The following is a 25,620-nucleotide window of genomic DNA, read 5'->3' as shown; positions in this document are numbered from 1 at the left end:
GAGGAAGTGCGGCGGCGGCTCAGCCGACGTGCGCGGGGTGTCCCGTCAGCGGTTCACCGGCGAGCCGGGCAGCGAGCAGCGCGGCGCCGACCACGGGCGAGGTCCGCGGCGGGCGGGTGTCGTACGGCTCCGGGCGGGCGGCGAGGGCGTCCGTGAACGCCGCGCGGACCCGAGCCTCGGTGAACACGCCGCCAGACCAGGAGACGGAGACGACCTCGTCGGGCGCTGCCGCCAGTGCGTGCCGCGCGGCGCCGGCCAGTGCGGCCAGTTCCTCACCGGCCCGGGCGAGGATGCGCGCGCACTGCACGTCGCCCTCCGCCGCGGCCTCGGACACGTACCGGCTCACCGCGGCGACGGCCGTGCGGTCCGGTCGGCCCAGGAGCATGACGTCGACGAGGTCCAGGTCGGCGTCGAGCGCGAGACGGCGTCGCAGTACCGCGTGCAGCGGACCGGGCGGCGTGCGGCCGTCGCTCATGCGCGTGAACAGATTCAGGCCCTGGACGGCGATCCAGTACGCGGACCCCTCGTCGCCGAAGAGCTCGCCCCAGCCACCGGTGCGTGCCTCCTGACCGCGCAGGACGCCGTACGCCATGGAGCCCGTGCCACTGATCACGTTGATGCCGTCGGCGAGCCCGAGCGATCCGGCCCAGCCGCACGTCATGTCGTTGCCGACGGCGTACCGGCCGTGACCGAGGATCTCCGCGGGCAGGGCGTCCAGTGCCTCGGTGAGACGTGCGGACTCACCGTGGGCGGGCAGTCCGAAGTACGCGGACGTCAGCCGCGTCGGGTCGGTGCCCGCCCGGCGGCAGACGGTGGCGACGCCGTCGCGCAGCACGGTCCGCGCGATGTCCATGCCGTGCTCCCCGAGCGCGGGCGAGGTGGACGGCCCGTCGGCCGCGCCGAGCACGGCCCCGGAGGCGTCCACGACCGTGAAGGCCGTCTTCGTGCCGCCGCCGTCGACTCCGAGATACATGGGCTGGCGTCCCTTTCCGTCGGTTGCTTCGGCCGGTTCAGCGCGTCTGCAGGGGGTGGATCGTGACTCCCTGGACGACGCGGTTGACCTCGCCGTCGGGGAACGGATTGTCGGGCCGCACTCCGCACGCCAACGAGGCGTTCAGCGCGACGAGTTGGGCGCAGAGCACGGCGGGCAGCGCCAGCGCGGCGTCGTCCGCGTCGGCCATGCCGTCCACGAGCCAGGTGCGGTCGGCCGGGAGGCCGTCGGGCCGGGCGGCGACCGCCACCACGTGCCCCTCGGGCAGCGCGGCGCTCAATTCCCGGAAGATGTCGAGGTCGTACTGGCGCGTGTAGGGGTCGTTCGACACGTAGACGACGACTGCCGTCCGCGGGGTGAGGAACGCCTTCGGCCCGTGCCGGAAGCCCAGCGACGAGTCGGAGAGGGCCGTGACCGCGCCGCCGGTCAGCTCCAGGAGCTTGAGCGCGGACTCGCCGGCGAGGGCCTGCAGCGCGCCGCTGCCGAGGTAGACGAACCGGTCGGGCCCGCGGCCGGTCAACTCGGTCACGCGGTCGGTGACGTCGCCCGACAGCAGGGACGCGGCCGCGGCGGGGCAGCCGGCCAGTCCCCGGACCTGATCGCCGCCGAGGGACAGCAGTGCGGCGAGGAGCATGCACGTGAGGCTGGACGTCATCGCGAAGCCCTGGTCCTCGGACTCCGGCGGCGTCAGCAGGACGTGGGAGTTCGCACGGTCCTGGTGCCGGGTGGCCAGCGTGCCGTCCGCGTTGCAGGTGATGACGAGATGGGCGCAGCGGTCGAGCAGTTGGTCGGCGATCTCGGTCGCGGCGAGGCTCTCCGGGCTGTTGCCGGAGCGCGCGAAGGAGACGAGCAGCGTCGGCCGGCCGCTCTCCTCGAAGCATCCGGTGGGATCGGCCGTGATGTCCGTCGTCGCGACGGCCACCACCGACCGGCCGGTGGCTCTCGCCAGCGCGGAGCGTGCGATCTGTCCCGCGTACGCGGAGGTGCCGGCGCCCGTGAGGACGATCCGCAGCCGCGGTTCGGCGAGCAGGGGCGCCAGGAACGCGTCGAGGGAGTCGCGCTCCTTGCCCAGCCGCGTTGCCGTCTCGGCCCACAGGCGCGGTTGGTGACGGATCTCGCGAGAGGTGTGCGCGGCGCCTTGTGGCACGGACTGGCGGTCGTCGGCGGCCTCGGGGGCGGCGGTCTCGGGGGCGGCGGTCTTCACACGTACTCCTTCGAGCGTGGGATGCGGGCGCGGCGCTGTGTGCGGCTGCGACCCGCGCGTGGTTCATGTGACAGGGGGAGGGGTACGACGGCGGTCGCGCAGCGGGCGCGGACCGCCGCACGGCCGTCGGTCATTGCTCGCGCATGCCCCAGGGCGCGCCGTACTCCTCGAGCAGGCCGAGGAACGGTTCGGCGGGCAGGGCTTCGGGTCCGAGGACGCCGCTGCCCTTCCACTGGCCGCCCGCCAGCAGTTCGAGAGCGACGACCGGGTTGAGGGCGGTCTGCCAGACCACGGCCTGGGAGCCGTACTCCGCCATCGACCACTCGTTGTCGACCACGTGGTAGAGGTACACCTCGCGGGGAGCGCCGTCCCGGACGCCCTTCACCCAGGTGCCCGCGCAGGTCTTGCCGCGCATCCGGTCGCCGAGGCCCGCCGGGTCCGGGAGGCAGGCGGCGACGACGTCACGCGGAGAGACCTCCACATCGCCGACGCGCACCTTCTCCGTGCGGTCGAGCCCCAGCTTGTGCAGGGTGCGCAGGACGTCGATGAACTCCTGTCCGAGCCCGTACTTGAAGGTCACCCGGGGTACGTCGACCCAGCGCGGGATGAGCAGGACCTCCTCGTGCTCCACGTTGACGCACTCCACCTCGCCGATCCCCTCGGGGAAGTCGAAGACCTCCGGCTCGGAGAACGGCTCCGTGGTGAACCAGCCGCGGTCCTTCTCCCACACGACCGGCGGGTTCAGGCACTCCTCGATCGTCGTCCAGATGGAGAACGACGGGGCGAACTCGTATCCGTCGACCGTCAGGTTGGCGCCGTCGCGCACGCCGATCTCCTCGATGCTGTCGAAGAGGTGGTCGGCGGCGTAGCGGGCGAAGACGTCGGAGAGGCCGGGCTCGACCCCGATGCCCACCAGGGCGAGACGGTCGGCGCTCTCCCATTCGGACGCGAGCGCGAACTGCTCGTCGCCGAGCATGACGCCGGTCTCGGCGTACGGGCGCTCGGGGTGGGGTCGGGACAGCGACATCGCCATGTCGAGGTAGTGGGCGCCGCCGGCCAGGGCCGCGCGGAACAGGGGCATGACGAATCGCGGGTCCGTGGCGTTCAGCAGGACGTCGCAGCGGTGCTCGCGCAGCAGGGCGACGACCGCGTCCTCGTCGGAGGCGTCGATCCGGGCGGCGACGAAGCGGGCGTCCTCGGTGGCTTCCGTCGCCTTCACGGCCCTGTCGAGGACGTAGTCGGCGATCACGCAGTGGTCGAAGAAGGAACGCCGGGCGGCGATCGCGGCGGCGGCGGTGCCCACGCCTCCGGCGCCGACTATGAGAATGCGCATGATGAACCCTCGGGTCTCTTCGCTGGACAGGTAGGGGATGGCGGGCCGGTGGTGCCCGCGGACGAACGGGGGAGGGGCGGGGCGTCAGCCCCGGTGGACGGCGTGCGGTCCGTGGTCCGGCGCGGGCGTCAGCCTGCACATGAGCGCCGTGGCGGTGGCCGTGGCGCCGCCGGGGCCGGTGTCCCGCAGATGCCAGAGCTGACCGCCGCGGCGTACGACGAGGTCGGTCCGACCCGGCTCGAAGGAGACCGGCGTGGCCGCGAGGGCGGTCACGTCCCCGGCCCCCGGCAACGGCAGGCGGCGCGCCCCGCCGGCGCGTCCGGGCGTCACGACCTCCAGCCACGGCCCCTCGGCCCCTACGTAGACCCGCGCGCCGTCGTCGTCGGCAACCGCTGCGGCGACCGTTCCCGCCGGGATCGGGTGCGTCTCTCCGGTGGGGGAGAGGTAGAGGCCTTCGCGGTGCCCGGCCAGGACGATCCCGGGACGGGCCCCGTCCCGGACCGCCACCAGGGCCATCGCGGTCCACCGGGAGTCGTGGAGGAGGGCGTGGGCCGGTGTGTCGTCGGACCACGTGAGGTGCGGGTAGTCCGACGTGTCGGCGCGCAGGACGCGCGGTTCGCCGCTGGTTCCGAGGACACCGGTCCACAGAACGCCGTTCGTGGTCTCCGCCGCCACGACCCCGCGGGCGGGGCCGCTCGGTGGGGGCGGTTCCGTGGTGAACGCGGCCTCGGGGCTCCAGCGCAGGCGGTGCGACGCGTCGCCGGAGCGGGCGACGAGTTCGAGGTGGTGCGGACCGTGCCGGCTCTGCACCACGCCGACCTCGTCGTAGCGGCGGCCGGTCGCGAACCGCAGTCCACCGCTCCACTCGCCCGGCGGAGGGCCGCCGGGCTCGGGGGCCGTGCCCTGCGGGTCGGAGTTGAACCAGTGCACCCACAGTCCGTCCTGCTCGTCGCAGAGGACGAGTTCCAGGTTCCCGCGCACGCCGTAGCGTCCTTGCGCGAGGCCGATGCCACCGCGGGAGGCCGGGGGAGACGCCACACGGAGGGAGGAAGAAGGGGGAGACGCCATGGAACACCTTCAGTGCCGGGCAACGAGAACGTCGGCGCCGATCCAGGGCCGTCGGCCCGGAGCGCCACATCCGCAGCCTATTCACTCTCATTAACAAGCGTCAATGAGCAGAAGTGAGCAAAGATGCGCGATGATGATGGCGGTCCGGTCGGCCCTAGGCCCGGACCGCCGTGGATGAAGCCCCATACGAAGCCCACAAGAACCCCGACAACAAAACCGACAGGAAGGCCGACACGATGCCTGAGACGCCCGGACGGATCCCGCCAGGACGCCGAGTCCCCGCGCCTGACGCGCCTGACGCGCCTGATGCGCCTGATGCGCCTGACGCGCAGAAGGGCCGACACATGCTGATCGTCGGCGCGACCCGCATCCTGCGCCCCGCCGTGGCCGAACTGAGCGAACGGTCGGTGTCCGTGACGGCCGTCGCCCGCTCCGCGGCCGACCTCCGCGCGCTCGCCGATGAGCACCCGGGCCGCGTCACCCCGCTCGCCGCGGACGTCACGGCGCGAGACTTCGGCTCGATTCTGCGCGACGCGGCCGAACACGCGCCCCTGACCGGGGCCGTGGTGTACGCCCCCACCCTGCCACCCGGAACGCTCGCGGAGGGTGTCGGCCCTGTCGTCACGGGGCCGGTCGTCGTTCTCGCCACGAGTGAGTGGGCGGCGCCGACCGCGTCCGACGCGGGCACGCATCAGTGGACGCCCAACGACCTCCCGGACGCTGTGCGTTCGGGGGCAGAGAGCAGGCTCCTCGTGCTCGGCTGGCACGGAGAAGGGCGGGCGGCACGGTGGCACACGCCGCACGAGATCTCCGCCGCCGCAATCGACCTGCTGGACGCCCCGGCCCGCCGCGACACGGTGCTCGGCAGGGTCCGCCCGTGGTCGTCACGCCCGATGTGACCGAACGCCGTGACCGGAATGACCGAGTGCGTGGAGATCTTCTGCACGCATCGGAGTCAACTTCCGGCAAGGATGAGCAACGCCAGTAAGCTGCATGTGCGGCCGCCGGACCACCGCCGGCCGAGGAATCCGCGGGTGCCGGGGCCGTGTCGGCAGGCGCCCATGCCGAGGGAAGTGGGACCGGGCCATGCTGGGCGCCGAGCGAAGGAAGAGGCTGCTTCACGTGGTGCGCGCGGAAGGCGTCGCCCATGTGGGCACGCTCGCCGAGCGCCTCGACGTCAGCCCGTCGACGATCCGCAGGGACCTGTCCGCGCTGCAGGCCCAGGGCCTGCTCAACCGCACCCATGGCGGTGCGATGGCCGAGGCGGTCCAGGCCGACGAGCCGGACCGGCCGCAGCGCAGCGGGGTCGCGTCCTGGGAGAAGAGCAAGCTCGCGAGCGCCGCCGTCGAGCATGTCGCCCCCGGCGCCACGATCCTCGTCACGGGCGGCACGACCACGGCCGCGATGGTGCCGCTGCTCGACGGCATCGAGCGGCTGACCGTCGTCACCAACTCGCTCCACCTGGCCGGTGAGCTCGCCCAGTTCGAGGAGATCAGCACGGTCGTGCTCGGCGGGTACCTGCGCCACCGGGAGATGTCCCTGCTCGGCCACCTGACCCGCCAGGCGCTGGAAGAGCTGCAGGTGGACGAGGCGTTCGTGGGAGCGTACGGGATCACGGACGCCGGGATCAGCGGCGCACACGTGGACGAGGCGGAGACCGACCGCTGGCTGCTCTCGCGCGTCCGGCGGATCACCGCCCTGGTCGACGGCTCGAAGTTCGGCCGCTCGGGCCCGGTCCGCGTCGCTCCGGCCGGCCAGCTGTACCGGGTGATCACCGACGCCTCGGCACCCGAGGACGAGCTGCGGGCGCTGCGCGCCGCCGGGGTGGACGTCGTGCAGGTCTGAGCGGACCCGGTCAGACCCCCGCCGCCCGGGAGGCGGCCCACTCGACCCAGACTTCGTCTCGGGGTACTCCCCAGCCCTGTGCCAGCGCTGCGCCGGCCGCGTCGAGAGCCCGCCGCGTCGCCTCCCGTCCGCGGTCGGAACCGTGCACCACGGCCAGCGGCCAAGCAGCCACGACTCCGTCGCCCGTGCTGGTCAGAGCCGCCTCGCAGAGGACGGCGACCACCCCGGAGGGCGGCAGCCCGAGCGCTGTCGCGACCTCACCGCACAGATCCCTCAGCCGCGCCGCGTCGTCCGCGCCGTCGGGGGACTTCGGGGCGGTCACCTGGATCACGGGCATACGTGTGCTCCTTCTGGAATGCGCAGGCAGCGGCGCTGTCACAGGGTGCGCGCCGGGCCGAGGCTAAGCGGGCCCCCAGAACCCGTCAAGAAAAAACGAGCAATAAAAATCAAGGCTTGCTTGATATTGACTGACCTTGGCCGATGCGACTAAAAAGCAGGCATCAAGGCCTACGCGGCCGAATCTCCCCCTTGACGACGGAGGTTGTGCACGATGGCTGTCGCCAGACGAGCCGTGCTGGGTGCCGCAGCGGCGGGTGCCGGAGCGGTCGGTTTCGCCCGCCGGTCCGGTTTCTCGCCCTCCAGCACCGGCTCGGCAGGAGCGGACACGCTCACCTTCTCGCTGTGGGGCGCCGACGCCGAGATCGCGGCCTTCCAGGCCCTGGCCCGCGCCTACGAACGGCGCCACCGCGGCATCCGTGTGCAGATCCGGCTGGAGTCGTACCAGCAGATGTACACGAACATGGACGCGCTGCTCGCCGGCGGACGGGCCCCCGACCTGTTCCGATGCGACTACGCGAACCTCGGGATGTACAGCGCCAGCGGTCAGCTCCTGGATCTCAGCCCCTATTTCAGCGCCGAGGAACGCGACGCGTTCCTCCCCGCGCTGTGGAAGGCCGTCTGCCACGAGGGCAAGCCGTACGCGGTTCCCCACCACACCGACACCACCGCGGTCCTGTACCGCAAGGACATGTTCCACAAGGCGGGCATCACCTCGGTGCCCACCTCGCTCGACGAGGCATGGACGTGGGACGAGTTCAGCGAGATATGCGCACGACTGCGCAAGAAGCTGCACGGCGTCTATCCCTTCGTCTACGGCTGGCAGCAGACCGGCGCCTTCCGCTGGCTGACGTGGCTGTGGGAGGCCGGCGGCCGGATCCTCGACGAAAGCCTCACGGCGCCGGCCATCGAATCCGCGGCCGGACTGCGCGCACTGCGCTTCACCCAGGACTTCTTCCGCGAGGGCTTCGTCCCGCCCAACAGCTCGGTGAAGAGCGCCGCCTATCCCGACTCCCTGTTCACCGCGGGCACCGTCGCCATGAGCTTCGCCGGTGACTTCCTGCTGCCCACCATCGACCCGGCGCTCAAGAAGGACCTGTACGGCGTCACGTTCCAGCCGCGCGGACGCACCGCGGCCACCGATCTCGGAGGCAACGCCGTGGTCGCCACGCGCACCACCGAGAACCCCGAACTCGCCGCCGACTTCCTCAAGTTCCTCGCGAACGAGGACAACATGGCCCGCTTCTGCGAGCAGACCGTCGTGCTGCCCACCCGGAAGTCCCTGCTCACCCAGCCCCTCGACTACGCGGTACGGCCCGACCTCATGCCCGTGTACGCGGAACAGACCACGGCGCTCACCCCGGGCATGACCGAACAGGTCGCGATCCCGGGCTTCGGCCGCATCAACTCGGCGCTCCAGGACGAACTCGAGGCCGCGTTCGTCAACCGGCAGCCCGCCGAGGTCACGCTCCGGAACATCGCCGCATCCACCCGGACCGCGCTGGCCTCCGCGTAAGGCCCTCCCTACCGCACACAGGAGTTGCCATGGCCACCACTGCCTCGCCGCCGCGCGCCCTGCGCCCGCCCACACCGACCGTCCCGCCCCCGCCGACCGCCCGAAGAGCGGCACGCTTCCGCGAAACACTCGCCGCCTACTGCACGCTCGGCCCGAACCTGATCCTCGTCACGGTCTTCCTGCTGGTCCCGCTGGTCATGGCGCTCGTACTGAGCTTCCAGTACAGCACCGGACTCGCGTCCCCCACCTGGGCCGGACTCGCCAACTACCGCCAGCTCGCCGGAGATCCGGTCTTCTGGCGCACGGTCCTGAACACCGCCGTCTTCTGCGTGGCGACCGTGCCGGTGGAGATGGCGCTCGGACTCGGCGTGGCCCTGCTGTTCAACAAGGTGATGCCCGCGCGCCCGCTGTGGCGGACCCTGGTCTACCTGCCCATGGTCATCTCCGGAGTGGCCACCGCCCTCATCGGCACCCTGATGTTCGACCAGAACATCGGCCTCCTGAACAAGTTGCTCGCCGCCTTCGGGCTGCCCGCCGCGCCCTGGCAGACCAGCGGCAGCACCGCCATGCTCTCCGTCGTCCTCATCACCCTGTGGATGCGCGTCGGCTTCAACATGGTCATCTACCTGGCCGGCCTGCAGGGCATCTCGCCCGAGATGTACGAGGCCGCCGAGGTCGAGGGCGCCGGCCCCTGGCAGCGCCTGCGCAACATCACGATCCCGCTGCTCGGACCGTCGACGTTCTTCCTGCTCATCATGAACGTCATCTACTCGTTCCAAGTCTTCGACACCGTCTACGTGATGACCCTCGGCGGGCCGGGACACGCCACCGACGTCATGATCACCTACGCGTACCGCAACGGATTCGAAGGACGCCAGCAGGGCTACGCGGCCACCATCGGCATCGTCCTCTACGTCATCGTCATGATCTTCACCGCGCTCCAGTGGCGCTTCAGCCGCAACAGGGACACGGTCGGCTGACTCCGCGCCCCGCCGCAGCCCTCCCTCAAGGACACCCCTCCCCGAAGGACACCGATGTCCGTCACCTCCTCCGCCCGACTCCCCGGAACCACCCGTCCGAGACGACGTGATCGCGGACGTCATCTGCGCATGGCCGCGGCCGTCGTCATCGGCCTGGCCATGGCCCTGCCCCTGTTCTGGATGGTGCTGGTCGCCTTCTCGCCCATCGCGGACCTGCACACCTCGCAACTCCGCTTCTGGCCGAGCGCGCCGACCCTGGACAACTTCCGCCGCGTGTTCCGGCTGCCCGTGGGGACCTGGGCGATGAACTCCACCGTGATCACCTGCCTGGTCGTCCTCGTCACGGTCTCCTGCAACCTGCTGGCCGGATACGCCTTCGCGAAGATGCGCTTCCGCGGCCGCAACCTGCTCTTCCTGGTCATGCTCAGCACGATGACCGTGCCCGTCCAGGTGCTGATGGTCCCTCAGTTCAAACTCGTCAGCGCCCTCGGCATGTTCGGCAGCTTCTGGGCCGTCATCGTCCCCGCGTCCTCGACGGCCTTCGGGGTCTTCCTCGCCCGGCAGTTCATGCTCGGCATCCCCGACGAGGTCATCGAGGCCGCGCGGATGGACGGCGCGGGACAGCTGCGCACCTTCTTCACCGTCGTCCTGCCGCTGTGCAAGCCGCTCATCGCGGTGCTGTCGCTGCTCACGTTCCTCTACCAGTGGAACGACTTCGCCTGGCCGCTGACCGTCCTCAAGGACGAGCGGCTGTACACGCTCGCCGTCGGCATGCAGTTCGTCAACGGCCAGTACACCGCCGACTACGGCGCCATCATGGCGCTCGCGCTCATCTCCGTCCTGCCCATGGTCGTTCTCTTCCTCTGCTTCCAGAAGTACTTCGTCCAGGGCTTCGCACGATCGGGAATCAAGTGACCTCTTCGTCCCCCGTCCACTACCTGAGCACCCTCTCCTTCCCCGACTGGTGGCTCGACCGGCTGCGCGCGAGCCACCCGGGGCTCACCGTCACGCAGGTGCCCGCCGCCTCCCCGGCGGACGTGCCCGAGGAGGTGTGGCGGCGGACGCAGATCCTGCACACCAGCTCCGTCTTCCCGAACACCCCCGACGCGGCACCGGACCTGCGCTGGATCCAGCTCGACACCTCGGGCGCGGACCACCTGAAGGACACCGGCGTGTGGGACCTCCCGGTGCCGCTCACCTCCATCGGTGGCATCTCACCGGTCCCGATGGCCGAGTACGTGATGATGATGCTGCTCGGCCTCGCACACCGGCTGCCCCGCGCCATCGAGGTGCAGCACAGCGGCAAGTGGCCCTCCCTCGACGAACGGTGGAACACCCTGATGCCGCGCAGGCTGCGCGGTGCCACTGTCGGCGTGGTCGGCTACGGCCGCATCGGCCGCGAAATAGGCCGCCTCGCAGGCGAGTTCGGCATGACCGTGCTCGGTCTCAAGCGCGGCCGCAGCACCCGCGCCGGCGAGTTCTTCAAAAGCCCCGCCGAGGGCTCGGGCGACGTCGAGCTCTACACCCCGGACGAACTCCACGCGTTCATGAACCGCTGCGACTACCTCGTCGTGACCTGCCCCCTGACGGACGAGACGCGCGGCATGATCGACGCCGCCGCCCTCGGCGCCCTCAAGGACGAGGCTATGGTCATCAACGTCTCCCGCGGCGGCATCGTCGACGAACACGCCTTGCGTGCCGGACTCCGCTCGGGCCGCATCGCGGGCGCCGCCCTCGACGTCTTCGACGAGGAGCCGCTGCCCGCCGACCACCACTGGTGGACCGAGCCCGGAGTCATCCTGACGCCCCATGTCGCCGGCTTCGCCCCGGACTACGAGGAGCAGACCCTCGAACTGGTCAGCGCGAACGTCGAGCGGTTCCTCGCCGACCGCGAACTGATCAACCTGGTGGACCGGACCCGTGGCTACTGATTACCTCCTCGCCCCGCAGCGCAGGCATGCCGTACTGACCAGGCTGCGGCGGCGCGGGACGGTCAACGTGCAAGAGCTGTCCGACCTGCTGCGGATCAGCGCCTCCACGGTCCGCCGCGACCTGCGCGACCTCGAACTCCAGGGCATGCTGCGCCGGGTGCACGGCGGCGCCACCACCGTGGACGGGGCCTTCGAACCGGAGCAGCCCCAGCGGGCGTCGACCCAGCTGGAGGAGAAGGGCCGGATCGCCGAGGCCGCCCTCCGGCTGATCCCCGACCACAGCACCGTCCTCATCAGCGGCGGCACGACGACCGAAGCGCTCGCCGCCAGACTGGGGGAGAGGCGCGGCCTGACCGTGGTGACCAACGCGCTGCCGATCGCCCAGGCACTGTCGGCCAGCGCCAACGTCGACGTCATCGTCCTCGGCGGCGTCCTGCGCCACCGCGAGCAGTCCCTGCTCGGCCACCTGACCGAGCACGCCCTGCACGAACTGCAGATCGGCCAGATCATCACCAGCGCGTTCGGGCTCGACGCCGACGCGGGACTCACCGGAGCCCACGTCGACGAGGCCCAGACCGACCGCGCCCTGCTGGCCGCCGCCCGCAGCGTCGTCGTCCTCGCCGACGACTCCAAGCTCGGCCGCCGCGGACCGGTCCGCCTCGCACCGCTCGACCGCGTCGCCACCCTGGTCACCGACGCCGGCCCGGAACACCCCGTGTGCCGCGCCCTCGACGACCACGGCAGCACCGTCGTCCACGCCTAGAACCCACCGTCCACGTCCGCACAGAGGTGCACCATGCCCCTAGTCCCCACCGCCGCCCTGGTGGAGCACGCCGAGCGCGAAGGCTCCGCGGTCCTCGCCTTCAACATCGTGACCCTGGAGCACGCCGAAGCCGTCGCCCAGGCCTGCGAGGCCGCGCAGACACCGGCCGTGCTCGCCGTCAGCCACAACGCCGTCCGCTACCACCACGACGATCCCGCCCCGCTGTTCGCCGCCGCGGGCGCGGTGGCGCGACACTGCGACGTCCCGCTGGCCCTCCACCTCGACCACGTGGAGGACGAGGAACTCGTGCTGCACGCCAAGGAACTGGGCTGCGGATCGGTCATGTTCGACGCGTCCCGGCTGCCGCACGCGGAGAACATCGCCAGAACCGCCGCGGTCACCACGCGCCTCCACGACGACGGCATCTGGGTCGAGGCCGAACTGGGCGAGATCGGCGGTAAGGACGGCGTCCACTCCGCGACCGCGCGCACCGACCCGGCCGAGGCGGCCGACTACGTACGCTCCACCGGAATCGACGCGCTCGCGGTGGCCGTCGGCAGCTCCCACGCGATGACCGAACGCACCGCCTCGCTCGACCAGTCCCTCATCGCCCGGCTGCGCGACGCCGTCGACGTACCGCTCGTCCTGCACGGTTCGTCAGGCGTCCCGGACGAAGCACTGCGTGCGGCGATCACCCACGGGATGCGGAAGATCAATTTCGGAACGCATCTGAGCGCGGCCTTCACCCGGGCCGTACGCGCCGGTCTCGACGAGTACGCCGGAGTGGATCCCCGGCGCTATCTCGCGGCGGGCCGTGAGGCGGTGGCCGCCGCCACGGAGGAACGCCTCCGGCTGCTCGCCCCCGCCCCGGCCGCACTCTGAGCACTCAGCATCCAGCACTCAGCACGACCAGACCACCAGCACCACAACGCCACAGGAGTTGCGAGCGTGCCCACCTCTGCGCCCCGTCATGAACCCGTCGCCGATCCCCGCGCCCTGCTCACCGAACTCGGCGAGCGCGTCCTCGAACGCGAGGGCATCCCCATGTTCCTGGCACTCCAGGTCCCGTCGCACGCAACCGACCAGCCGCGGGGACCGGCCCGTGCGGACGCCGAGGGCGAGGAACTCGCCGGGCTGCTCCGCCACTACCGGGGCGCCCTCGTCCCGGACGCCCCGGACGACGCCGAACCCGCACTGATCGAAGTCCTCCAGGTCATGGGCGCAGCCCACTTCACACCCCAGGCCACCGCGGCACAGAAGGACGAGGCCCGACGATGAACACGTCCTCCCGCACCCGACTGCCCTCCTTCGACGGCCAGGAGCAGGCCCTGCGGTCCGGCCAGTACCTGCGCGTGGTGAACTACCACAACACCCCGCACGCCGACACGGACAAGATCCGCGGAGAACTGAGCGAGCTCGCGGACCACTTCTCGTCCGTCACCCTGGACGACCTCGACCTGTTCCGGTCCACCGGCCGCTGGCACAAGGACCGCCCCGGAGTCATCCCGGTCTTCTACGAGGGGTACCGCAACAACGCCGAGGTCGCCGCGCCGCTGGCCGAGGAAGTCGGCCTGACCGCCTGGTTCTTCATCTGCACCGCGTTCCTGGACGTGCCGGTCGCCGAACAGTACGACTACGCCAACGCCCACGACATCGACCTCGTGCAGGAGAACGTGAAGGGCGAGCGGCTCGCCATGACGTGGGACGACGTCGCCGAACTCAGCCGACGGCACGTGGTCACCCCGCACACCGCCAACCACGCCGAGGCCGCCTCCCTGCACACCGACCTGGATCTCCAGCGGGAGATCGTCGAGCCCAAGCGCCGGATGGACGCCGTCACCGGCCAGGACGCGGCGAGCACGGCCTTCCTGTGGGGCACGCCCTACGGAGCGAACCCGGCGGTGGACGCGGCACTGCGCGACGCCGGCTATCGCTACCAGTTCGGCAACACCATGATCCAGTACATCGGCGAGGGGTAGGACAGCACCAGGGCCAGGGCCAGGGCCAGGGCGAGGGTCCGGAGACGAGACGGCGGGCCGGCACATCCGTGCCGGCCCGCTCCGTCGTGGTCAGCCGGGCAGCCGCTGCACCATGGTGTTGCTGAACACGAAGCGGTAGCCGGCCTCGACCAGGGCACGGTCGGCGGCCGACTCACCGGTCCAGGACGTGCCCTCCAGCCAGGCGGTGCAGAGCGCGGAGCCACCTGTGGCCCGGTCCATGAGCCGCTTGGGCTCGATCACCTCGCGCTCGATGTCCTCGGGCGCCAGCACCTCGCGGGCCAGGGCGTGCGAGGCGGTGTGCGGAGTGACCACATGGCCGCGCCGGTGCAGATCGGCGATCTCGTCCCACGACATGGCGAGGCGTTCCCCGCGCGGATTCTCCGGGACGAGCTTGATCCGATGGGCGAGGGCGTACGCGTACTGGTCGTCGACCGGAGTGTCCACGAAGGCCGTGCAGACGAAGAACCACCCGATGACCCCGGCCTCCTCGCAGGCGGCCGCGGCGACGTCGTAGTTGTCCCGGTAGCCCTCGTAGAACACGGGAATCAGTCCGGGCCGCGACTTGTGCCACACCCCGGTCCCGGCGAAGCGCTCAAGATCGGCGACGTCGACCGTCTCGAAGTCCTCCGCGTAACCGCGCAGTTCGGCGACCAGCTCGTCCTTCCAGCTGGCCGGGGTGTTGTGGTAGTTCACCACGCGGAGGAAGTGACCGGCCCGCAGGTCGGACTCGGTGCCGCGAGCGCTGATGCCGGGGTCGGCCGACAGGGGCAGGTGCGGGGGCGCGGCCGACGTGGACGGGCGCGGCGGCACTCGCTCGGGCCCCAGTCCGGCATGGGCCAGGGCCTGCAACGTCCGTATCAACGTCTCCTCCTCGCCAGGCGCTTCGAGCTGTGGGCGCGAGGCTGCGAAGGCGTCAGCCAGTTCCGCGTCGGCCGGGTGCGGGGTGCCGGAGAGCCGCTCGTCCGTGCCGCCTGCCGCGTCGTTCGAGGCCGACGCCGATCGCAGCGACACGTACATCGGCACGCCCCGGCGCCGCGCCACCAGACGCCGACTGGCCTCAAGGGCGTCCTGCGGGGTGAATGCCGTGAAGGAATGAGACATGCCAGATCCTCAATGCCGTACTCAACTGACCCCCTCACTCTGCTCATTCGAGCGAGGAGCGGCAAGAGCGCGCAGGTTCTGACTGGTATTGCTCACTTCGACGGGACCGCACGACGTACGGGACCCGGCATGCCCGTCCTGGAGGCTCACACGCGTGCGAAGCCCGTCACTGCACGGCGCCGTCCGGGATGCACACGTACCCCGGACCCCAACCGTTGCGTTCCACGTGGCTGGGTTCCGTCGAGCGCAGGCAGAAGAGCCATGCCTCACGGTACGAACGGTCCGTCAGGATCAGGTCCTGCTCGTCCTGATCGGCACGGGCGAATTCGTCATAGGCCTCGTTCGACATGACGACCGTCCCGGCACCCGGCTCGGGTTCGGCGGCCGAGGCCGGGACAGCCCAGGCCGCGGACGCGGACAGGACCAGGAGGGCGGCGGCGGTGCCGGCGGCAGTGCGGATACGCATCGTGAAGGGCTCCCTGAATCGACGACGACGGAACATCGGCTGCTCAACTCCGCAGCCCCGGCTTGGTCACGCCACCGGGGCAACGGAGTGGGGTGAGCCCGTACGTCCTCCCCGATCCCGGCCCTCAGCTCCCCGTGCTGCGCAGGTTCTCCCGCACCTTGGCGATCGCGAAGCCCCAGCCCTGCTGGACGGTGGGCTTGGCGGGTACGGCGATCTCGTCGGGGTTCGTGAGCACGTCGAGCAGGACGGGACCCGGTTCGGCGAAGGCACGCGTGACGGCGTCGGCGAGGTCCTCGGGGCGTTCGACACGGATGCCCTTGATGCCCAGAGCCACGGCGACGGCGGCGAAGTCCGGGTTGTCCAGGACGGTGCCGAACTCGGGCAGCCCGGCCTGTTCCTGTTCGAGCTTGACCATGCCCAGGCGCTGGTTGTCGAAGACGACGAGCTTGACCGGCAGCTGTTCGGTGCGGATCGTCATGAGGTCGCCGAGCAGCATCGACAGACCGCCGTCGCCGCAGAAGGCGACCGTCTGCCGGTCGCGGTCGAGCAGCTGGGCGCCGATGGCCTGCGGCATCGCGTTGGCCATGGAGCCGAGGTTGTAGGAGCCGATCAGCCGGCGGCTGCCGCGCATCTCGACGAACCGGGAGAGCCAGACGGTGGCCATGCCGGTGTCGGAGGTGAACACGGCGTCGTCGTCGGCCGCGGCGTCCACGGCGGCGGCGAGCGCCTCGGGGCGGACCAGGTGGTCGCGGTTGTCGAAGGCGGAGCGGACCTTGCCGATCAGACCCTTGTCGTGGCCGGGGTCGGCGAGCCTGCGCTGCCCGTCCTGCCACTGGGTGAACTTCTCGCGGGCGGAGTCGAGATGCTTGCGGTCCTCACGGGCCGCGACCCGCTGCAGCAGTCCGCGCACGGTGGGACCGACATCGGCGGCCAGCGCCACGTCGACGGGCACACGCCGCCCGATGTGCTCGGCGACCCGGTCGACCTGGACGACCTTCTTGCCCTCCGGATACCACTCGCGGTAGGGGAAGTCGGTGCCGAGCAGGACGAGCGTGTCGGCCCGGTCCATGGCGCGGGCGGCCGCCGGGTTGCCGATGAGGCCGGTCTGGCCGACCTGGAAGGGGTTGTCGCCCTCGAAGCCCTCCTTGGCCTTGAGGGTGATCACCATGGGCGCGGCGAGCCGGTCGGCGAGGGCGAGGACGTCCTCACGGGAGGTGCGGGCTCCGCGGCCGACGAGCAGCGTGACGTCGCCGCCGTCGTCGATGAGCCGGGCCGCCTCATCGAGTTCGGGGTCGTCGGGGCGGGTCTCGGACCGGGCGACGGAGAGCCGCGCGGGCCGGTCGGCCGGGAGTTCCTTGTCGCCGATGTCACCGGGAACGGTGAGGACGGCGACCCCGCGGCGGCCGATGGCGGTGCGCACGGCGACCTCCAGGAGGCCGGGGAGCTGCTCGGGCGAGGTGACGGTGGCGCGGAAGACCGCCACGTCCTTGAAGAGGAGGTCGTTGTCGACTTCCTGGAAGTAGTCGGTGCCCACCTCGGAGAGGGGGACCTGCCCGGCGACGGCGAGGACCGGGGTGCCGCTCTTGGCCGCGTCGTAGAGGCCGTTGAGCAGGTGCACCGAGCCGGGGCCGACGGTCCCCATGCAGACGCCGAGGGTGTCGGTGAGCTGCGACTGGGCGCCGGCCGCGAACGCGGCGGCCTCTTCGTGGCGGCAGCCTACCCAGGAGAGTGTCTCGGAGGACCGGATGGCGTCGGTGAGGGGGTTGAGCGCGTCACCGACCACGCCGAAGACGTGCCGCACACCCAGCTCCTCCAGGGTGTCGGTGAAAAGCCGGGCGACGGTGCGGGACATAGAGGGTGTCCTTTCTGAGGCGTCGAGTGCTGAGTGAACGGATTCGGGGCGCCTGCTCGGGCACGTCGACCGAATGCATCGACGGCACCACCGCCTGGCGGCTCCGAAGCGCACCATGGTCGACCGGTTAACCCAGATCGGTCCGCTCATGTCTGTCATCCGGGTTCAGTCGCGCTGGTCAGCGCGTTCCTGTGCCGCATCCGCCCGAGACTGGCTCCGCCCGATGACCGGCGCGCACTGGCGATTTAGCCGATGGCGCCCGGGCCCAACGCCCTCACCCTGGGGCGGACCAGGTACCCGCACACCCCCCGTCAGGAGGGCTCCATGAGCTCCACCCGTCATCGTCCCCCGCGCAGACTGCTCGGCGTGCTCGCCGCCAGCGCCGTCGCGTTCACCCTCTTCTCCTCGGCCACGACGGCGGCAGGCGCAGCCGACTCCGCCGCCACGGCCTCGCAGAGCATCACGGGCACCGCCACGCGGTCCGCTGCCGCGCAGTCGCTGTCCACCAGCACGCCGGTCGTCTTCGTCCACGGCTACACCGGCAGCGCCTCCAACTGGGTCGCCGCCATGAGCGTCTTCCGCGCCAACGGCTGGTCCAGCTCCAACCTCTTCGCCTACGAGTACAACTCGTACGGCAACAACATCACCAACGCCCAGGGCCTCGCCGCCTACGTCGACAGCGTGAAGGCGCGGACCGGCGCCGCCAAGGTCGCCATCGTCAACCACTCGATGGGCGGGCTGGTCAGCCAGTACTACCTGAAGGTGCTGGGCGGCAACGCCAGCGTCAGCCACCTCGCCTCGATCGCGGGCGCCAACCACGGCACCACCGCCGCCGGCGCCTGTCTCGTCTACACGACCTGCCAGCAGATGTATCCGGGCTCCTCGTTCATCTCCCAGATCTCCTCCGGGGACGAGACACCCGGCTCCACCAAGTACGCCACGTGGTACTCGGCGTGCGACGGCGTCATCATCCCCTACACGAGCACCCGCCTCGACGGCGCGACCAACAACAACGTGGCCTGTCAGACCCACATCGGCTATCTGACCGACACCGTCGTGCTCGGGCAGATCGCCCGCTTCGTCGCTTCCTGACCGTCGTCTCCCGTACGACATGGCCCACCCCGGGGCGCGGCGGCACGGCCGGTGCCGCCGCGCCATCGCCCCGGGGTGGGCCGGCCTCGGTGTCCGTCGGACTTCTGCGGACGACCCGTACGGTCAGGTGCCCGGCTTGCGGCCGTAGACGAAGACGTCGTCGCCCTTCTTCAGCAGGGACCAGTACTTCTTCGCGGACGTCTTCGTCATGTTGACGCAGCCGTGCGAACCCGGCGGGTTCCACATGCTGACGCCGACCGAGTGGAACGCCTGGCCGCCGTCGAAGAACTGGCTGTACGGCATCGGCACGTTGTAGATCGTCGACACGTGGTCGATGTGCCGCCAGTAGATCTTCTTCAGTCCGGTGCGCGTCTCATAGCCGTTGCGACCAGTACGCACCGGGACCGGTCCGTAGACGAGGTTCTTGCCGTCCTGGATCCAGCTGAGCTGCAGCGTCAGGTTCACGCAGGCGATGCGCCCCTTGTTCACCGGGCACTTTCCCGCCTTGTTCGGCGTATTGCCGACGGCCTTCTGTTTGTTCATCAGGTCCATCACGCCCCAGGTGACGGGACCCGCGTACCCGATGTTCGGGGTGATGCCGTGCTTCGTCTGGAAGGCCTTGATGGCCTTGCAGTCGGCGGCGGACTGCTTGCCGTCCACCGGGCGGCCGAGAAACTTCTCCACCTGCTTCTGACGCGGCCCTGTCTGGGTCGTACAACTCCCGGCCGCCTGCGCCGGTGCCGTCCCGAGCGCGAGCGCGAGCGGCGCGACGAGCCCGGCGACCGCGGCGACGCCGACGACCCGTCTGCGATGGTCCCCCATGACCGATCCTCTCCCTGGATTCCGGAACGGGCCCCGGATTCCGGTCGAGGCACGTCCGAGCGCCGACACCTGGGTGTACGGAGACTCTGCCCGGCTAGACGAGTCCTCGGGCGCGGGGGTTGTACGGGTTCGTCTGCTGATACGAAACGATGACAACCGTTGCCCGGCCGGCGTCAGATGTCCTCGGGGCGTGGAGCGCCCGCTGTCTCCGCCTTGGAGCGCATGGCATCGGCGTGCGGATGGCCGATACCGGTGAGGAGGTCGGCGGCCCTGTTCCAGTCCGCCCGTGCTTCTTCCACGTCGCCGAGCTGGAGGTGGGCGGCGGCGAGGTGGTCGAGTACGTCGGCCTGGTTGTAGGGGTCGGTTATCTCGCCGTAGAGGCGGAGGGACGTGTGGTAGTCCTCGATCGCGCCCGTGAGGTCGCCGAGGTGCTGTCGGGCGTAGGCGATGCTGTCCCAGGTCGCCGCTTCGTCACGGCGGTTGCCCGCGGCCCGGAGCATGGGCAGGGCCTGGCGGCACATGGTCACGGCGTCCTCGTAGTTGCCGAGCATGGCCCCGTACCAGCCGGCGGCGTTCAGCTCGCGGGCGATGCCGTCGCGGTCACCGAGGGTGCGGAAGAGGTCGAGGGCGCGGTGGGTGTGGCGCAGCGCCTCGGTGTAGTTCTCCCGGCGGGCGAACACCCCGGCGACGCTGCGCTCGGTGATGGCCTGCTCGGCCGGCGGGAGCTCGGGCAGCTGAGCGAGGATCAGGGCGACCTGCGCGTCGGCGGCGTCCGTCTGCCCGGTCTGGCCGAGCGCGCTGGCGAGCACGATGCCGATGCGTGAGATCGCGACGGGGTCGCCCAGGGTGCGGGCGTGAGCCATGCCCGCACCCTGGGCCGGGATCTGCTCGGTCCAGCGGCCGACGGCGGCGAGGTAGCTCTGCCAGTGATGGGTGAGGCGGACGAGGTGGCGCAGCAGTCGCGAGTCGTTCACCGAGTGCAGCACGGCCGCGAAGGCGGACTCCTCCTGGCGGAACCACTCCAGTGCCTCGGAACGGTCGTCGATGGCGATCCGTACCGCGCCGGAAGCCGGTGTGTCGTCCGCCGGGATGCCGGGCCGCGTGTCGATGAAGCGGTTGGCCGCGTGAGCGTTGTCGCACAGATACCGCAGCAGGCGGGTCTCGGCGCCGAAGAGATCGTCCTGCCGCTGGTCCAGGAGTTCGGTGCCGTAGGCGCGGACCAGATCGTGCAGCACGTAACGGCCTTCGGCGTCGCGGGAGAGCAGACTGGCCGCAGTCAGGTCCCGCAGATGCCGTCGGGCTGCGGGCATCGCGGCGCCCGCGAGCGAGGCGGCGGCCTCGGCGGACAGGGCCGAGCCGGGGTAGACGGCGAGATGCCGGAAGAAGCGTGCCGTGTCCGGAGCGAGCGCCTGGTAGGACCAGGAGAAGACCGCGCGGACATCCACCTTCCGGTCGTCCCCGGACAGGGCGTCCAGCCTCGGCAGGGACTGCCGCAGTTCGACGACGCTGCGGTGCAGGGACGTCCGGGGAGCCGCGCTGATCTGCGCGCCGACGATGGCGACGGCCAGGGGCAGGCGTCCGCACAGCTCGACGAGTTCGGCGGCCTCGCGGGGTTCGGTCCGGCAGCGGTCGTCGCCGATTCTGGCGGCGAGCGCCGCCAGGGCTTCGGCCGGCGTCCACGTGTCGAGGCCGATCAACGTGGCGCCCTCGGCCGCGGCAAGGCCGGAGAGCCGGTTGCGGGAGGTCACGATGGTCAGGCACCGGGCGGACACCGGCAGCAGTGGCCTGACCTGTTCGGTGTTGCGGGCATTGTCGAGCAGGACGATCAATCGCCGGTGAGCGGTCCGCTGCCGGAACAGATCGCCGCGTTCCTCCGTGCTCGCAGGGATGTCACCCGGCGCCACGCCGAGCGCGCGGAGGAACCCGCCCAGGACTTCGCCGGGTTCGAGAGGCAGCTCGGTCTCCGCGAACCCACGGAGGTTCACGTACAGCTGGCCGTCGGGGAAACGGTCCGCGACGCGGTGCGCCCAGTGCACGGCGAACGCCGTCTTGCCCACGCCGGCCATGCCGCCGATCGCCGAGACGACCACGTGCCCGCCGTGTCCGTCGCCCTCCGCGATCCGTGCGGTGAGGGCGTCGGCCGTCGCGAGTGCCTCGTCCCGGCTGCGGAAGACCGTGAGGTCGGGCGGCAACTGCTGGGGAACCTGCTTCGCACGCCGTACGGCGGTGGACGCCTGGACCAGGTGCCGCGCCTGCTCCTCGTCGAGTCCGAGGGCATCGAGCAGCTCACGCAACGTCGCCTGGCGCGGCACACTTTGCCCGCGCTCCATGTCACTGATGGCGCGGACACTCACACCGGACGCCTCGGCAAGCGCCTCCAGCGTCATCAGCGAGCGCTGCCGCGCCTCGCGCAGCAGTCGGCCGAACGCCTGCTTGTCCATCGCCCCTCCGGTCGGTCGCGTCGAGGCGCGCTCGCCCGCGGGCCGGCCCAAGCTGCTTCGGTTTCCTGGAGGATACCGATGGTGGATCGAACGTTACAGCGAGGCCCGTCGCCCTGGCCCGTGCGCAGGTCCGCCGTGAACACGGCGTCGTGTGTCGGGGCGGCTACCCGTCAAGTGCCGTCGGGGTGTGCGGAGTCGGCGAGGTGCCGGATGTGTCCGTCTCGCATGGGCGCACGGCGTCGACGACGAGGTCGAGGAGCCGTCGGGTGCGGTCCTGCCGGTCGACCGCCGCGGTGGACATGAAGACGCCGAGCAGCATGGTGATGACGTCGTCGGCGTCGACGTCCGCGCGCAGATCGCCCGCTCGCGCCCCGGCGTCCAGGATCGTGGCGACGGTGGCGGTGAGGCGCTCCCGGGTGTTCGCGGTGGGGCCGCGGCCGCCGGCCGTGGGAGGCGCCAGACTGCCCGCCATGGCGCGCTTGGCGGTGACCAGGTCCGCGTACCGGTCCATCCACGCCCGCAACGCGGACAGTGGTGGCAGCTCGGCCAGGAGGGTCTCGGCGGCGGCCGTGACGGCGTCCAGCTCGGCCGCGTAGACGGCCTCGACGAGCGCCTCGCGGGTGGGGAAGTTCCGGTAGAGCGTGCCGATGCCGACCCCCGCCTCGCGGGCGATCGTCTCCAGCGGCACCGAGGTGTCGTCGCGGGTGAAGGCGGCCAGGGCGGCGGACAGAAGTCTGTCGCGGTTGCGGCGCGCGTCCCGGCGGGCGGGGCGTGCGGTGCCGTCCCCGGTGGAGGCCGGGATCGGGCCGGATGTGGATGCGGGCAAAGCGGAGGCACCTCCGGTTGTGCTACGTTCGATGTAACGGAGGTTCCTCCGTTTCCCTCATCTTCGCACGAGACGAGATTCCCATGCCTTCGTCCGTTCCTTCCTCCGCTTCCTCTGCCTCTTCCTCCGCGCCGGGCGGCACCGGACGCCTCGTCGGTCGCGACGTCGCGCGGGTCGGGTTCGGCGCGATGCAGCTGCCGCGCCTGGCCCCGGACCGGGAAGCGGCCGTCGCCCTGCTGCGCCGCGCCGTGGACCTGGGCGTCAACCACGTCGACACCGCCGAGTTCTACGGGAACGGCTTCTCCAACGAGGTCATCCGGGCGGCGCTGCGCCCCGAGGACGATGTCCTGGTCGTCAGCAAGGTCGGCGCCACGCCCGACTCGGACGGTCCGCTCCCGCTGCGACTCGCCCAGCGGCCCGAGGAACTGCGGGCCGGCGTCGAGGACAACCTCAAGAGCCTCGGTGTCGACCGGATCCCCCTGGTCAATCTGCGCCGCGCCGAGGTCGGACCCGGCCTGCGCGCCGAGGGCGACCAGGTGGTCGACATCGACGACCAGCTCGCCGTGATGACCGCCCTGCGCGACGAGGGCAAGATCGGCGCCATCGGCCTCAGCAACGTCGGCCTCGACGAGCTGCGCCGCGGCCTGCCCGCCGGGATCGCCTGCGTACAGAACGCCTACAGCCTCGTGGCCCGCGGCGACGAGGAGATGCTGCGGCTGTGCCTCGACGAGGACATCGCCTGGGTGCCGTACTTCCCGCTGGGCAGCGCCTTCCCCGGCATGCCCAAGGTCACCGACGAGCCCGCCGTCGTCGCGGCCGCCGACGCACTGGGGGCGACGCCGGCCCAGGTCGGCCTGGCCTGGCTGCTGCACCACGCCCCGCACGTGCTCCTGATCCCCGGTACGGCCAACCCCGACCATCTCGCGGCGAACGTCGCTGCCGGTGCGCTCACCCTCGACGCGGCGACGCTCGAGCAGCTGGCCACCGTGACGACGCGGTCCGGGGAGATCGACATCGAGGCTGCGGGCGAGTAACGGCACTGAGCCCGAACGCCGACGAGGGGCGCCGCAGGGGCGGGGGAGTCCGGGGTCATCCGTATCGTCCCGTCCTCTGTGTGCTCAAAGGCTCGCGGGAGCGGCGTCCGGTGCGCAGAATGACCTCATGCCAAAGCTGCCCGTACGGTCGGTTCCTTGTCGCTCCTCGGGTTCAACGCTGTCCTTGTGGTCGCAGGACTCGGTGTTGTCGATCGGCTCAGTAGGTTCGGTGCTGTCCGTCGGATCTGTGGGATCTGCCCTGTCGATCGGCTCCATCGGAAGCGCATTGTCGGTCGGCTCGATCGGTTCGTCCCTGTCGTTGATCTCGACCGGGTCGTGGCTGAGTGCCGGATCCTTGTTCTCGGCGCACTCGCGTTGGTCGGTGCTGTCCTGGCGCTCCACTCGCGGCTTCCTGGCCATGGGAGCGGTCGGGGCGGCGACGGGAGGCGTCCTGGTGCTGAAGCAGGCGCTTCCTGCGAGGCGCCGATCCGCTTCGTGATGAGGGGCGGACGGCTCACCGTCGAACGGACGCCAGCGATCTCCATCGCGGCCGAACAACCGTGACGCAGCAACAGTCCGGCCGCGAGAGCGCCGGGGCCGTCACTCTAGGAGATCGCCAACGCCAGTTCGGCCAGGGCGCTGTAGAAGGCCCAGCTGCGGTGGTCCGTCCGGTGTGTTGGTGGGGCCGTTCGGGGCATGCGGCGCTGAGGCGTGCCGAAGTTGTCGATGTTGGATGACACCATGGGCCGCTTGATCTTGCCCCGCCCGCGGCGGGGATCGTCGAGGCTGATGGAGTGTGAGTATGAACCGCAGTGAACTGGTGGCTGCCCTGGCCGAGCGTGCCGAGGTGACCCAGAAGGACGCGGACGCTGTGCTGAACGCGTTCGCCGCCACGGTCGGGGATGTCGTCGCCAAGGGCGACGAGAAGGTCACCGTCCCCGGTTTCCTCACCTTCGAGCGCACCCACCGTGCCGCGCGTGAGGGCCGCAACCCGTCCACGGGCGAGGCGATGAAGATTCCCGCCGGCTACAGCGTCAAGGTGGCCGCGGGCTCCAAGCTGAAGGAAGCCGCCAAGGGCTAGCAGCGCCGCGAATCCGCGCAGGGGCGGCTGTCCGAGGACGCGGACAGCCGCCCCTGCGCTGCACAGGATCAGAGGGATCAGCGAGTTCACCTCACCACGACGTTGTCCCCGGAGGAAGTCGACGGTCCCGTGGTGGTGTTGCCGTAGTACACCCAGCGCCATGTGCCCGTCTTGGATGCCTTCACCGTCGTCTTGAGATTGCCCGAGCCGTTCGCGTACACCTTCTTCACCGTGGTGTAGGAGGTGGCACCGCTGGGCTTGAACTGCAGACTCACCAGGCGGCCTTCGTACGAGGCGTACTTCCTGGTTTCCCAGTTGGCCCGCGTGACCTTTCCGGTCACGGTGATGGTCTTGCCCTTGGACACCGGTTCGGGTGAGGCGTTGACGGTCAGACGGGAGTTGCGCTTGACGTAGACCGTGAGGCCCTCGTCATCGGTGTCACCGCCGCCGCCCTGGAAGTGCACCTCGGCCGCGACCTTCCAGGCCCCGGCCTCGCTGTTCCTCATGTCCCATACGCTCGGGTCGAAGAACATCGTCTCCTTGATGTCGCAGACGCCCGGGCTCACCTCGATGCAGTCGCTCGTCTCGATGGCGTGCCACAGTGGGTCATCCGTACTGCCGCGGTACAGGAACACCGCCGGCCACTTCCACTTGTGGGTGGTCGCCATGCGGAAAGAGGTGGGCGCCGCGACCTCTTCGGACACCCCGATCACGATCGGCTTGCCGCCGTTCACCTGGACACGGGTGAACGAGACCCCGCCCTCGGCCGCCCCGGCCGGCACCGCGGCCACGGCCGTGAACATCGCCGCCACCCCACCGGTCACGACAGCCCTGAAGACCTTCTTCCCCACCTGTTCCCCGATCTCTGTACTGGAAAGGCGCCGGAGGCTCTTCCTCCGGCGCCTTTCAGACAGCCGGGATCCACCTCGGGTTGTACT

General features: G+C 70.7%; 27 protein-coding genes. 14 read left to right on the top strand and 13 right to left on the bottom strand.

The window, feature by feature from the left end; genetic code table 11:
- Positions 1–19: 19 nt before the first annotated feature.
- From ABT127_RS30490 to ABT127_RS30475, 4 genes are all read right to left on the bottom strand, one after another.
- Entirely contained in the window at positions 20–973 is a 954-nt protein-coding gene (locus ABT127_RS30490) for a BadF/BadG/BcrA/BcrD ATPase family protein (RefSeq protein ID WP_351456910.1), read from the bottom strand.
- Positions 974–1,010: 37 nt separating this feature from the next.
- Positions 1,011–2,195: an SIS domain-containing protein gene (locus tag ABT127_RS30485; protein WP_351456907.1), complete on the bottom strand. Its 1,185-nt coding sequence runs from the start codon at positions 2,193–2,195 to the stop codon at positions 1,011–1,013.
- A 130-nt stretch (positions 2,196–2,325) separates the two neighbouring features.
- Positions 2,326–3,528 carry a saccharopine dehydrogenase family protein gene (locus ABT127_RS30480; protein ID WP_351456904.1) on the bottom strand — a complete coding sequence of 401 codons (1,203 nt, stop codon included), beginning with the start codon at positions 3,526–3,528 and terminating at the stop codon, positions 2,326–2,328.
- A gap of 84 nt (positions 3,529–3,612) precedes the next feature.
- Positions 3,613–4,509, bottom strand: a complete 897-nt coding sequence (locus ABT127_RS30475) for a hypothetical protein (RefSeq protein WP_351456901.1) — start codon at positions 4,507–4,509, stop codon at positions 3,613–3,615.
- Between the two features lie 431 nt (positions 4,510–4,940).
- On the opposite strand from ABT127_RS30475, the gene ABT127_RS30470 reads away from it, so the two are divergent.
- Positions 4,941–5,495 (top strand): Rossmann-fold NAD(P)-binding domain-containing protein, encoded by a 555-nt coding sequence (locus ABT127_RS30470; RefSeq protein WP_351456898.1) that lies wholly within the window; start codon positions 4,941–4,943, stop codon positions 5,493–5,495.
- A gap of 94 nt (positions 5,496–5,589) precedes the next feature.
- Positions 5,590–6,441, top strand: coding sequence for a DeoR/GlpR family DNA-binding transcription regulator (locus ABT127_RS30465; protein WP_351456895.1), 852 nt, complete (start codon positions 5,590–5,592; stop codon positions 6,439–6,441).
- A 10-nt stretch (positions 6,442–6,451) separates the two neighbouring features.
- Here the strand turns inward: ABT127_RS30465 and ABT127_RS30460 are convergent, their stop codons facing one another.
- Positions 6,452–6,778: a hypothetical protein gene (locus ABT127_RS30460; protein ID WP_351456892.1), complete on the bottom strand. Its 327-nt coding sequence runs from the start codon at positions 6,776–6,778 to the stop codon at positions 6,452–6,454.
- Between the two features lie 213 nt (positions 6,779–6,991).
- On the opposite strand from ABT127_RS30460, the gene ABT127_RS30455 reads away from it, so the two are divergent.
- From ABT127_RS30455 to ABT127_RS30420, 8 genes are all read left to right on the top strand, one after another.
- On the top strand, positions 6,992–8,293 hold the full coding sequence (locus ABT127_RS30455; protein ID WP_351456889.1) for an ABC transporter substrate-binding protein: 1,302 nt from the start codon (positions 6,992–6,994) through the stop codon (positions 8,291–8,293).
- A gap of 29 nt (positions 8,294–8,322) precedes the next feature.
- A complete protein-coding gene (locus ABT127_RS30450) occupies positions 8,323–9,273 on the top strand; it encodes a carbohydrate ABC transporter permease (protein ID WP_351456886.1) in 951 nt (316 codons plus the stop codon).
- 129 nt (positions 9,274–9,402) lie between these two features.
- On the top strand, positions 9,403–10,188 hold the full coding sequence (locus tag ABT127_RS30445) for a carbohydrate ABC transporter permease (RefSeq protein ID WP_351456884.1): 786 nt from the start codon (positions 9,403–9,405) through the stop codon (positions 10,186–10,188).
- Positions 10,185–11,204: a D-2-hydroxyacid dehydrogenase gene (locus ABT127_RS30440; RefSeq protein WP_351456881.1), complete on the top strand. Its 1,020-nt coding sequence runs from the start codon at positions 10,185–10,187 to the stop codon at positions 11,202–11,204. The genes ABT127_RS30445 and ABT127_RS30440 overlap by 4 nt, the downstream gene beginning before the upstream one ends.
- On the top strand, positions 11,194–11,967 hold the full coding sequence (locus tag ABT127_RS30435) for a DeoR/GlpR family DNA-binding transcription regulator (RefSeq protein ID WP_351456878.1): 774 nt from the start codon (positions 11,194–11,196) through the stop codon (positions 11,965–11,967). Before ABT127_RS30440 ends, ABT127_RS30435 begins: the two co-directional genes overlap by 11 nt.
- A gap of 33 nt (positions 11,968–12,000) precedes the next feature.
- Positions 12,001–12,849 carry a class II fructose-bisphosphate aldolase gene (locus tag ABT127_RS30430; protein WP_351456876.1) on the top strand — a complete coding sequence of 283 codons (849 nt, stop codon included), beginning with the start codon at positions 12,001–12,003 and terminating at the stop codon, positions 12,847–12,849.
- 66 nt (positions 12,850–12,915) lie between these two features.
- Positions 12,916–13,245: a hypothetical protein gene (locus ABT127_RS30425; protein ID WP_351456873.1), complete on the top strand. Its 330-nt coding sequence runs from the start codon at positions 12,916–12,918 to the stop codon at positions 13,243–13,245.
- Positions 13,242–13,946, top strand: a complete 705-nt coding sequence (locus ABT127_RS30420) for a polysaccharide deacetylase family protein (protein WP_351456871.1) — start codon at positions 13,242–13,244, stop codon at positions 13,944–13,946. The genes ABT127_RS30425 and ABT127_RS30420 overlap by 4 nt, the downstream gene beginning before the upstream one ends.
- Before the next feature lie 90 nt (positions 13,947–14,036).
- Here ABT127_RS30420 and ABT127_RS30415 read toward each other — a convergent pair whose 3' ends face one another.
- The 3 genes from ABT127_RS30415 to ABT127_RS30405 all read right to left on the bottom strand — a co-directional run bounded on the left by ABT127_RS30415 (position 14,037) and on the right by ABT127_RS30405 (position 17,386).
- Positions 14,037–15,068: a polysaccharide deacetylase family protein gene (locus ABT127_RS30415; protein WP_351456869.1), complete on the bottom strand. Its 1,032-nt coding sequence runs from the start codon at positions 15,066–15,068 to the stop codon at positions 14,037–14,039.
- Between the two features lie 166 nt (positions 15,069–15,234).
- Positions 15,235–15,534, bottom strand: coding sequence for a hypothetical protein (locus ABT127_RS30410; RefSeq protein WP_351456867.1), 300 nt, complete (start codon positions 15,532–15,534; stop codon positions 15,235–15,237).
- Between the two features lie 124 nt (positions 15,535–15,658).
- Positions 15,659–17,386 carry a thiamine pyrophosphate-dependent enzyme gene (locus ABT127_RS30405; RefSeq protein ID WP_351456864.1) on the bottom strand — a complete coding sequence of 576 codons (1,728 nt, stop codon included), beginning with the start codon at positions 17,384–17,386 and terminating at the stop codon, positions 15,659–15,661.
- A gap of 324 nt (positions 17,387–17,710) precedes the next feature.
- Here ABT127_RS30405 and ABT127_RS30400 point away from each other — a divergent pair, with 324 nt between their 5' ends.
- Positions 17,711–18,478: an esterase/lipase family protein gene (locus ABT127_RS30400; protein WP_351456861.1), complete on the top strand. Its 768-nt coding sequence runs from the start codon at positions 17,711–17,713 to the stop codon at positions 18,476–18,478.
- Positions 18,479–18,601: 123 nt separating this feature from the next.
- Here ABT127_RS30400 and ABT127_RS30395 read toward each other — a convergent pair whose 3' ends face one another.
- The 3 genes from ABT127_RS30395 to ABT127_RS30385 all read right to left on the bottom strand — a co-directional run bounded on the left by ABT127_RS30395 (position 18,602) and on the right by ABT127_RS30385 (position 22,567).
- The gene (locus tag ABT127_RS30395; protein WP_351456858.1) at positions 18,602–19,300 is read right to left on the bottom strand and encodes a L,D-transpeptidase family protein; all 699 of its coding nucleotides are present in this window, start codon (positions 19,298–19,300) and stop codon (positions 18,602–18,604) included.
- Between the two features lie 173 nt (positions 19,301–19,473).
- A complete protein-coding gene (locus ABT127_RS30390; protein ID WP_351456855.1) occupies positions 19,474–21,741 on the bottom strand; it encodes a tetratricopeptide repeat protein in 2,268 nt (755 codons plus the stop codon).
- Between the two features lie 163 nt (positions 21,742–21,904).
- Complete coding sequence (locus tag ABT127_RS30385; RefSeq protein WP_351456852.1) at positions 21,905–22,567, bottom strand: TetR/AcrR family transcriptional regulator; 663 nt, start codon at positions 22,565–22,567, stop codon at positions 21,905–21,907.
- A gap of 83 nt (positions 22,568–22,650) precedes the next feature.
- Here ABT127_RS30385 and ABT127_RS30380 point away from each other — a divergent pair, with 83 nt between their 5' ends.
- Together ABT127_RS30380 and ABT127_RS30375 are read left to right on the top strand one after the other, a co-directional pair.
- Positions 22,651–23,601: an aldo/keto reductase gene (locus ABT127_RS30380; RefSeq protein WP_351456849.1), complete on the top strand. Its 951-nt coding sequence runs from the start codon at positions 22,651–22,653 to the stop codon at positions 23,599–23,601.
- A 127-nt stretch (positions 23,602–23,728) separates the two neighbouring features.
- Positions 23,729–24,100 (top strand): hypothetical protein, encoded by a 372-nt coding sequence (locus ABT127_RS30375; RefSeq protein ID WP_351456846.1) that lies wholly within the window; start codon positions 23,729–23,731, stop codon positions 24,098–24,100.
- Between the two features lie 106 nt (positions 24,101–24,206).
- Here the strand turns inward: ABT127_RS30375 and ABT127_RS30370 are convergent, their stop codons facing one another.
- The gene (locus tag ABT127_RS30370; RefSeq protein WP_351456844.1) at positions 24,207–24,344 is read right to left on the bottom strand and encodes a hypothetical protein; all 138 of its coding nucleotides are present in this window, start codon (positions 24,342–24,344) and stop codon (positions 24,207–24,209) included.
- A 59-nt stretch (positions 24,345–24,403) separates the two neighbouring features.
- On the opposite strand from ABT127_RS30370, the gene ABT127_RS30365 reads away from it, so the two are divergent.
- Positions 24,404–24,682: an HU family DNA-binding protein gene (locus ABT127_RS30365; protein WP_351456841.1), complete on the top strand. Its 279-nt coding sequence runs from the start codon at positions 24,404–24,406 to the stop codon at positions 24,680–24,682.
- An 86-nt stretch (positions 24,683–24,768) separates the two neighbouring features.
- Here the strand turns inward: ABT127_RS30365 and ABT127_RS30360 are convergent, their stop codons facing one another.
- The gene (locus ABT127_RS30360) at positions 24,769–25,533 is read right to left on the bottom strand and encodes a hypothetical protein (protein ID WP_351456838.1); all 765 of its coding nucleotides are present in this window, start codon (positions 25,531–25,533) and stop codon (positions 24,769–24,771) included.
- Positions 25,534–25,620 lie beyond the last annotated feature (87 nt).

The sequence above is a fragment of the Streptomyces sp. NPDC001904 genome (genome assembly GCF_040297005.1).
In the GTDB taxonomy this organism is placed as follows: Bacteria; Actinomycetota; Actinomycetes; order Streptomycetales; family Streptomycetaceae; genus Streptomyces.
Note: the sequence above shows the minus strand (reverse complement) of the source record. Positions and strands in the feature narration are given on the sequence as shown.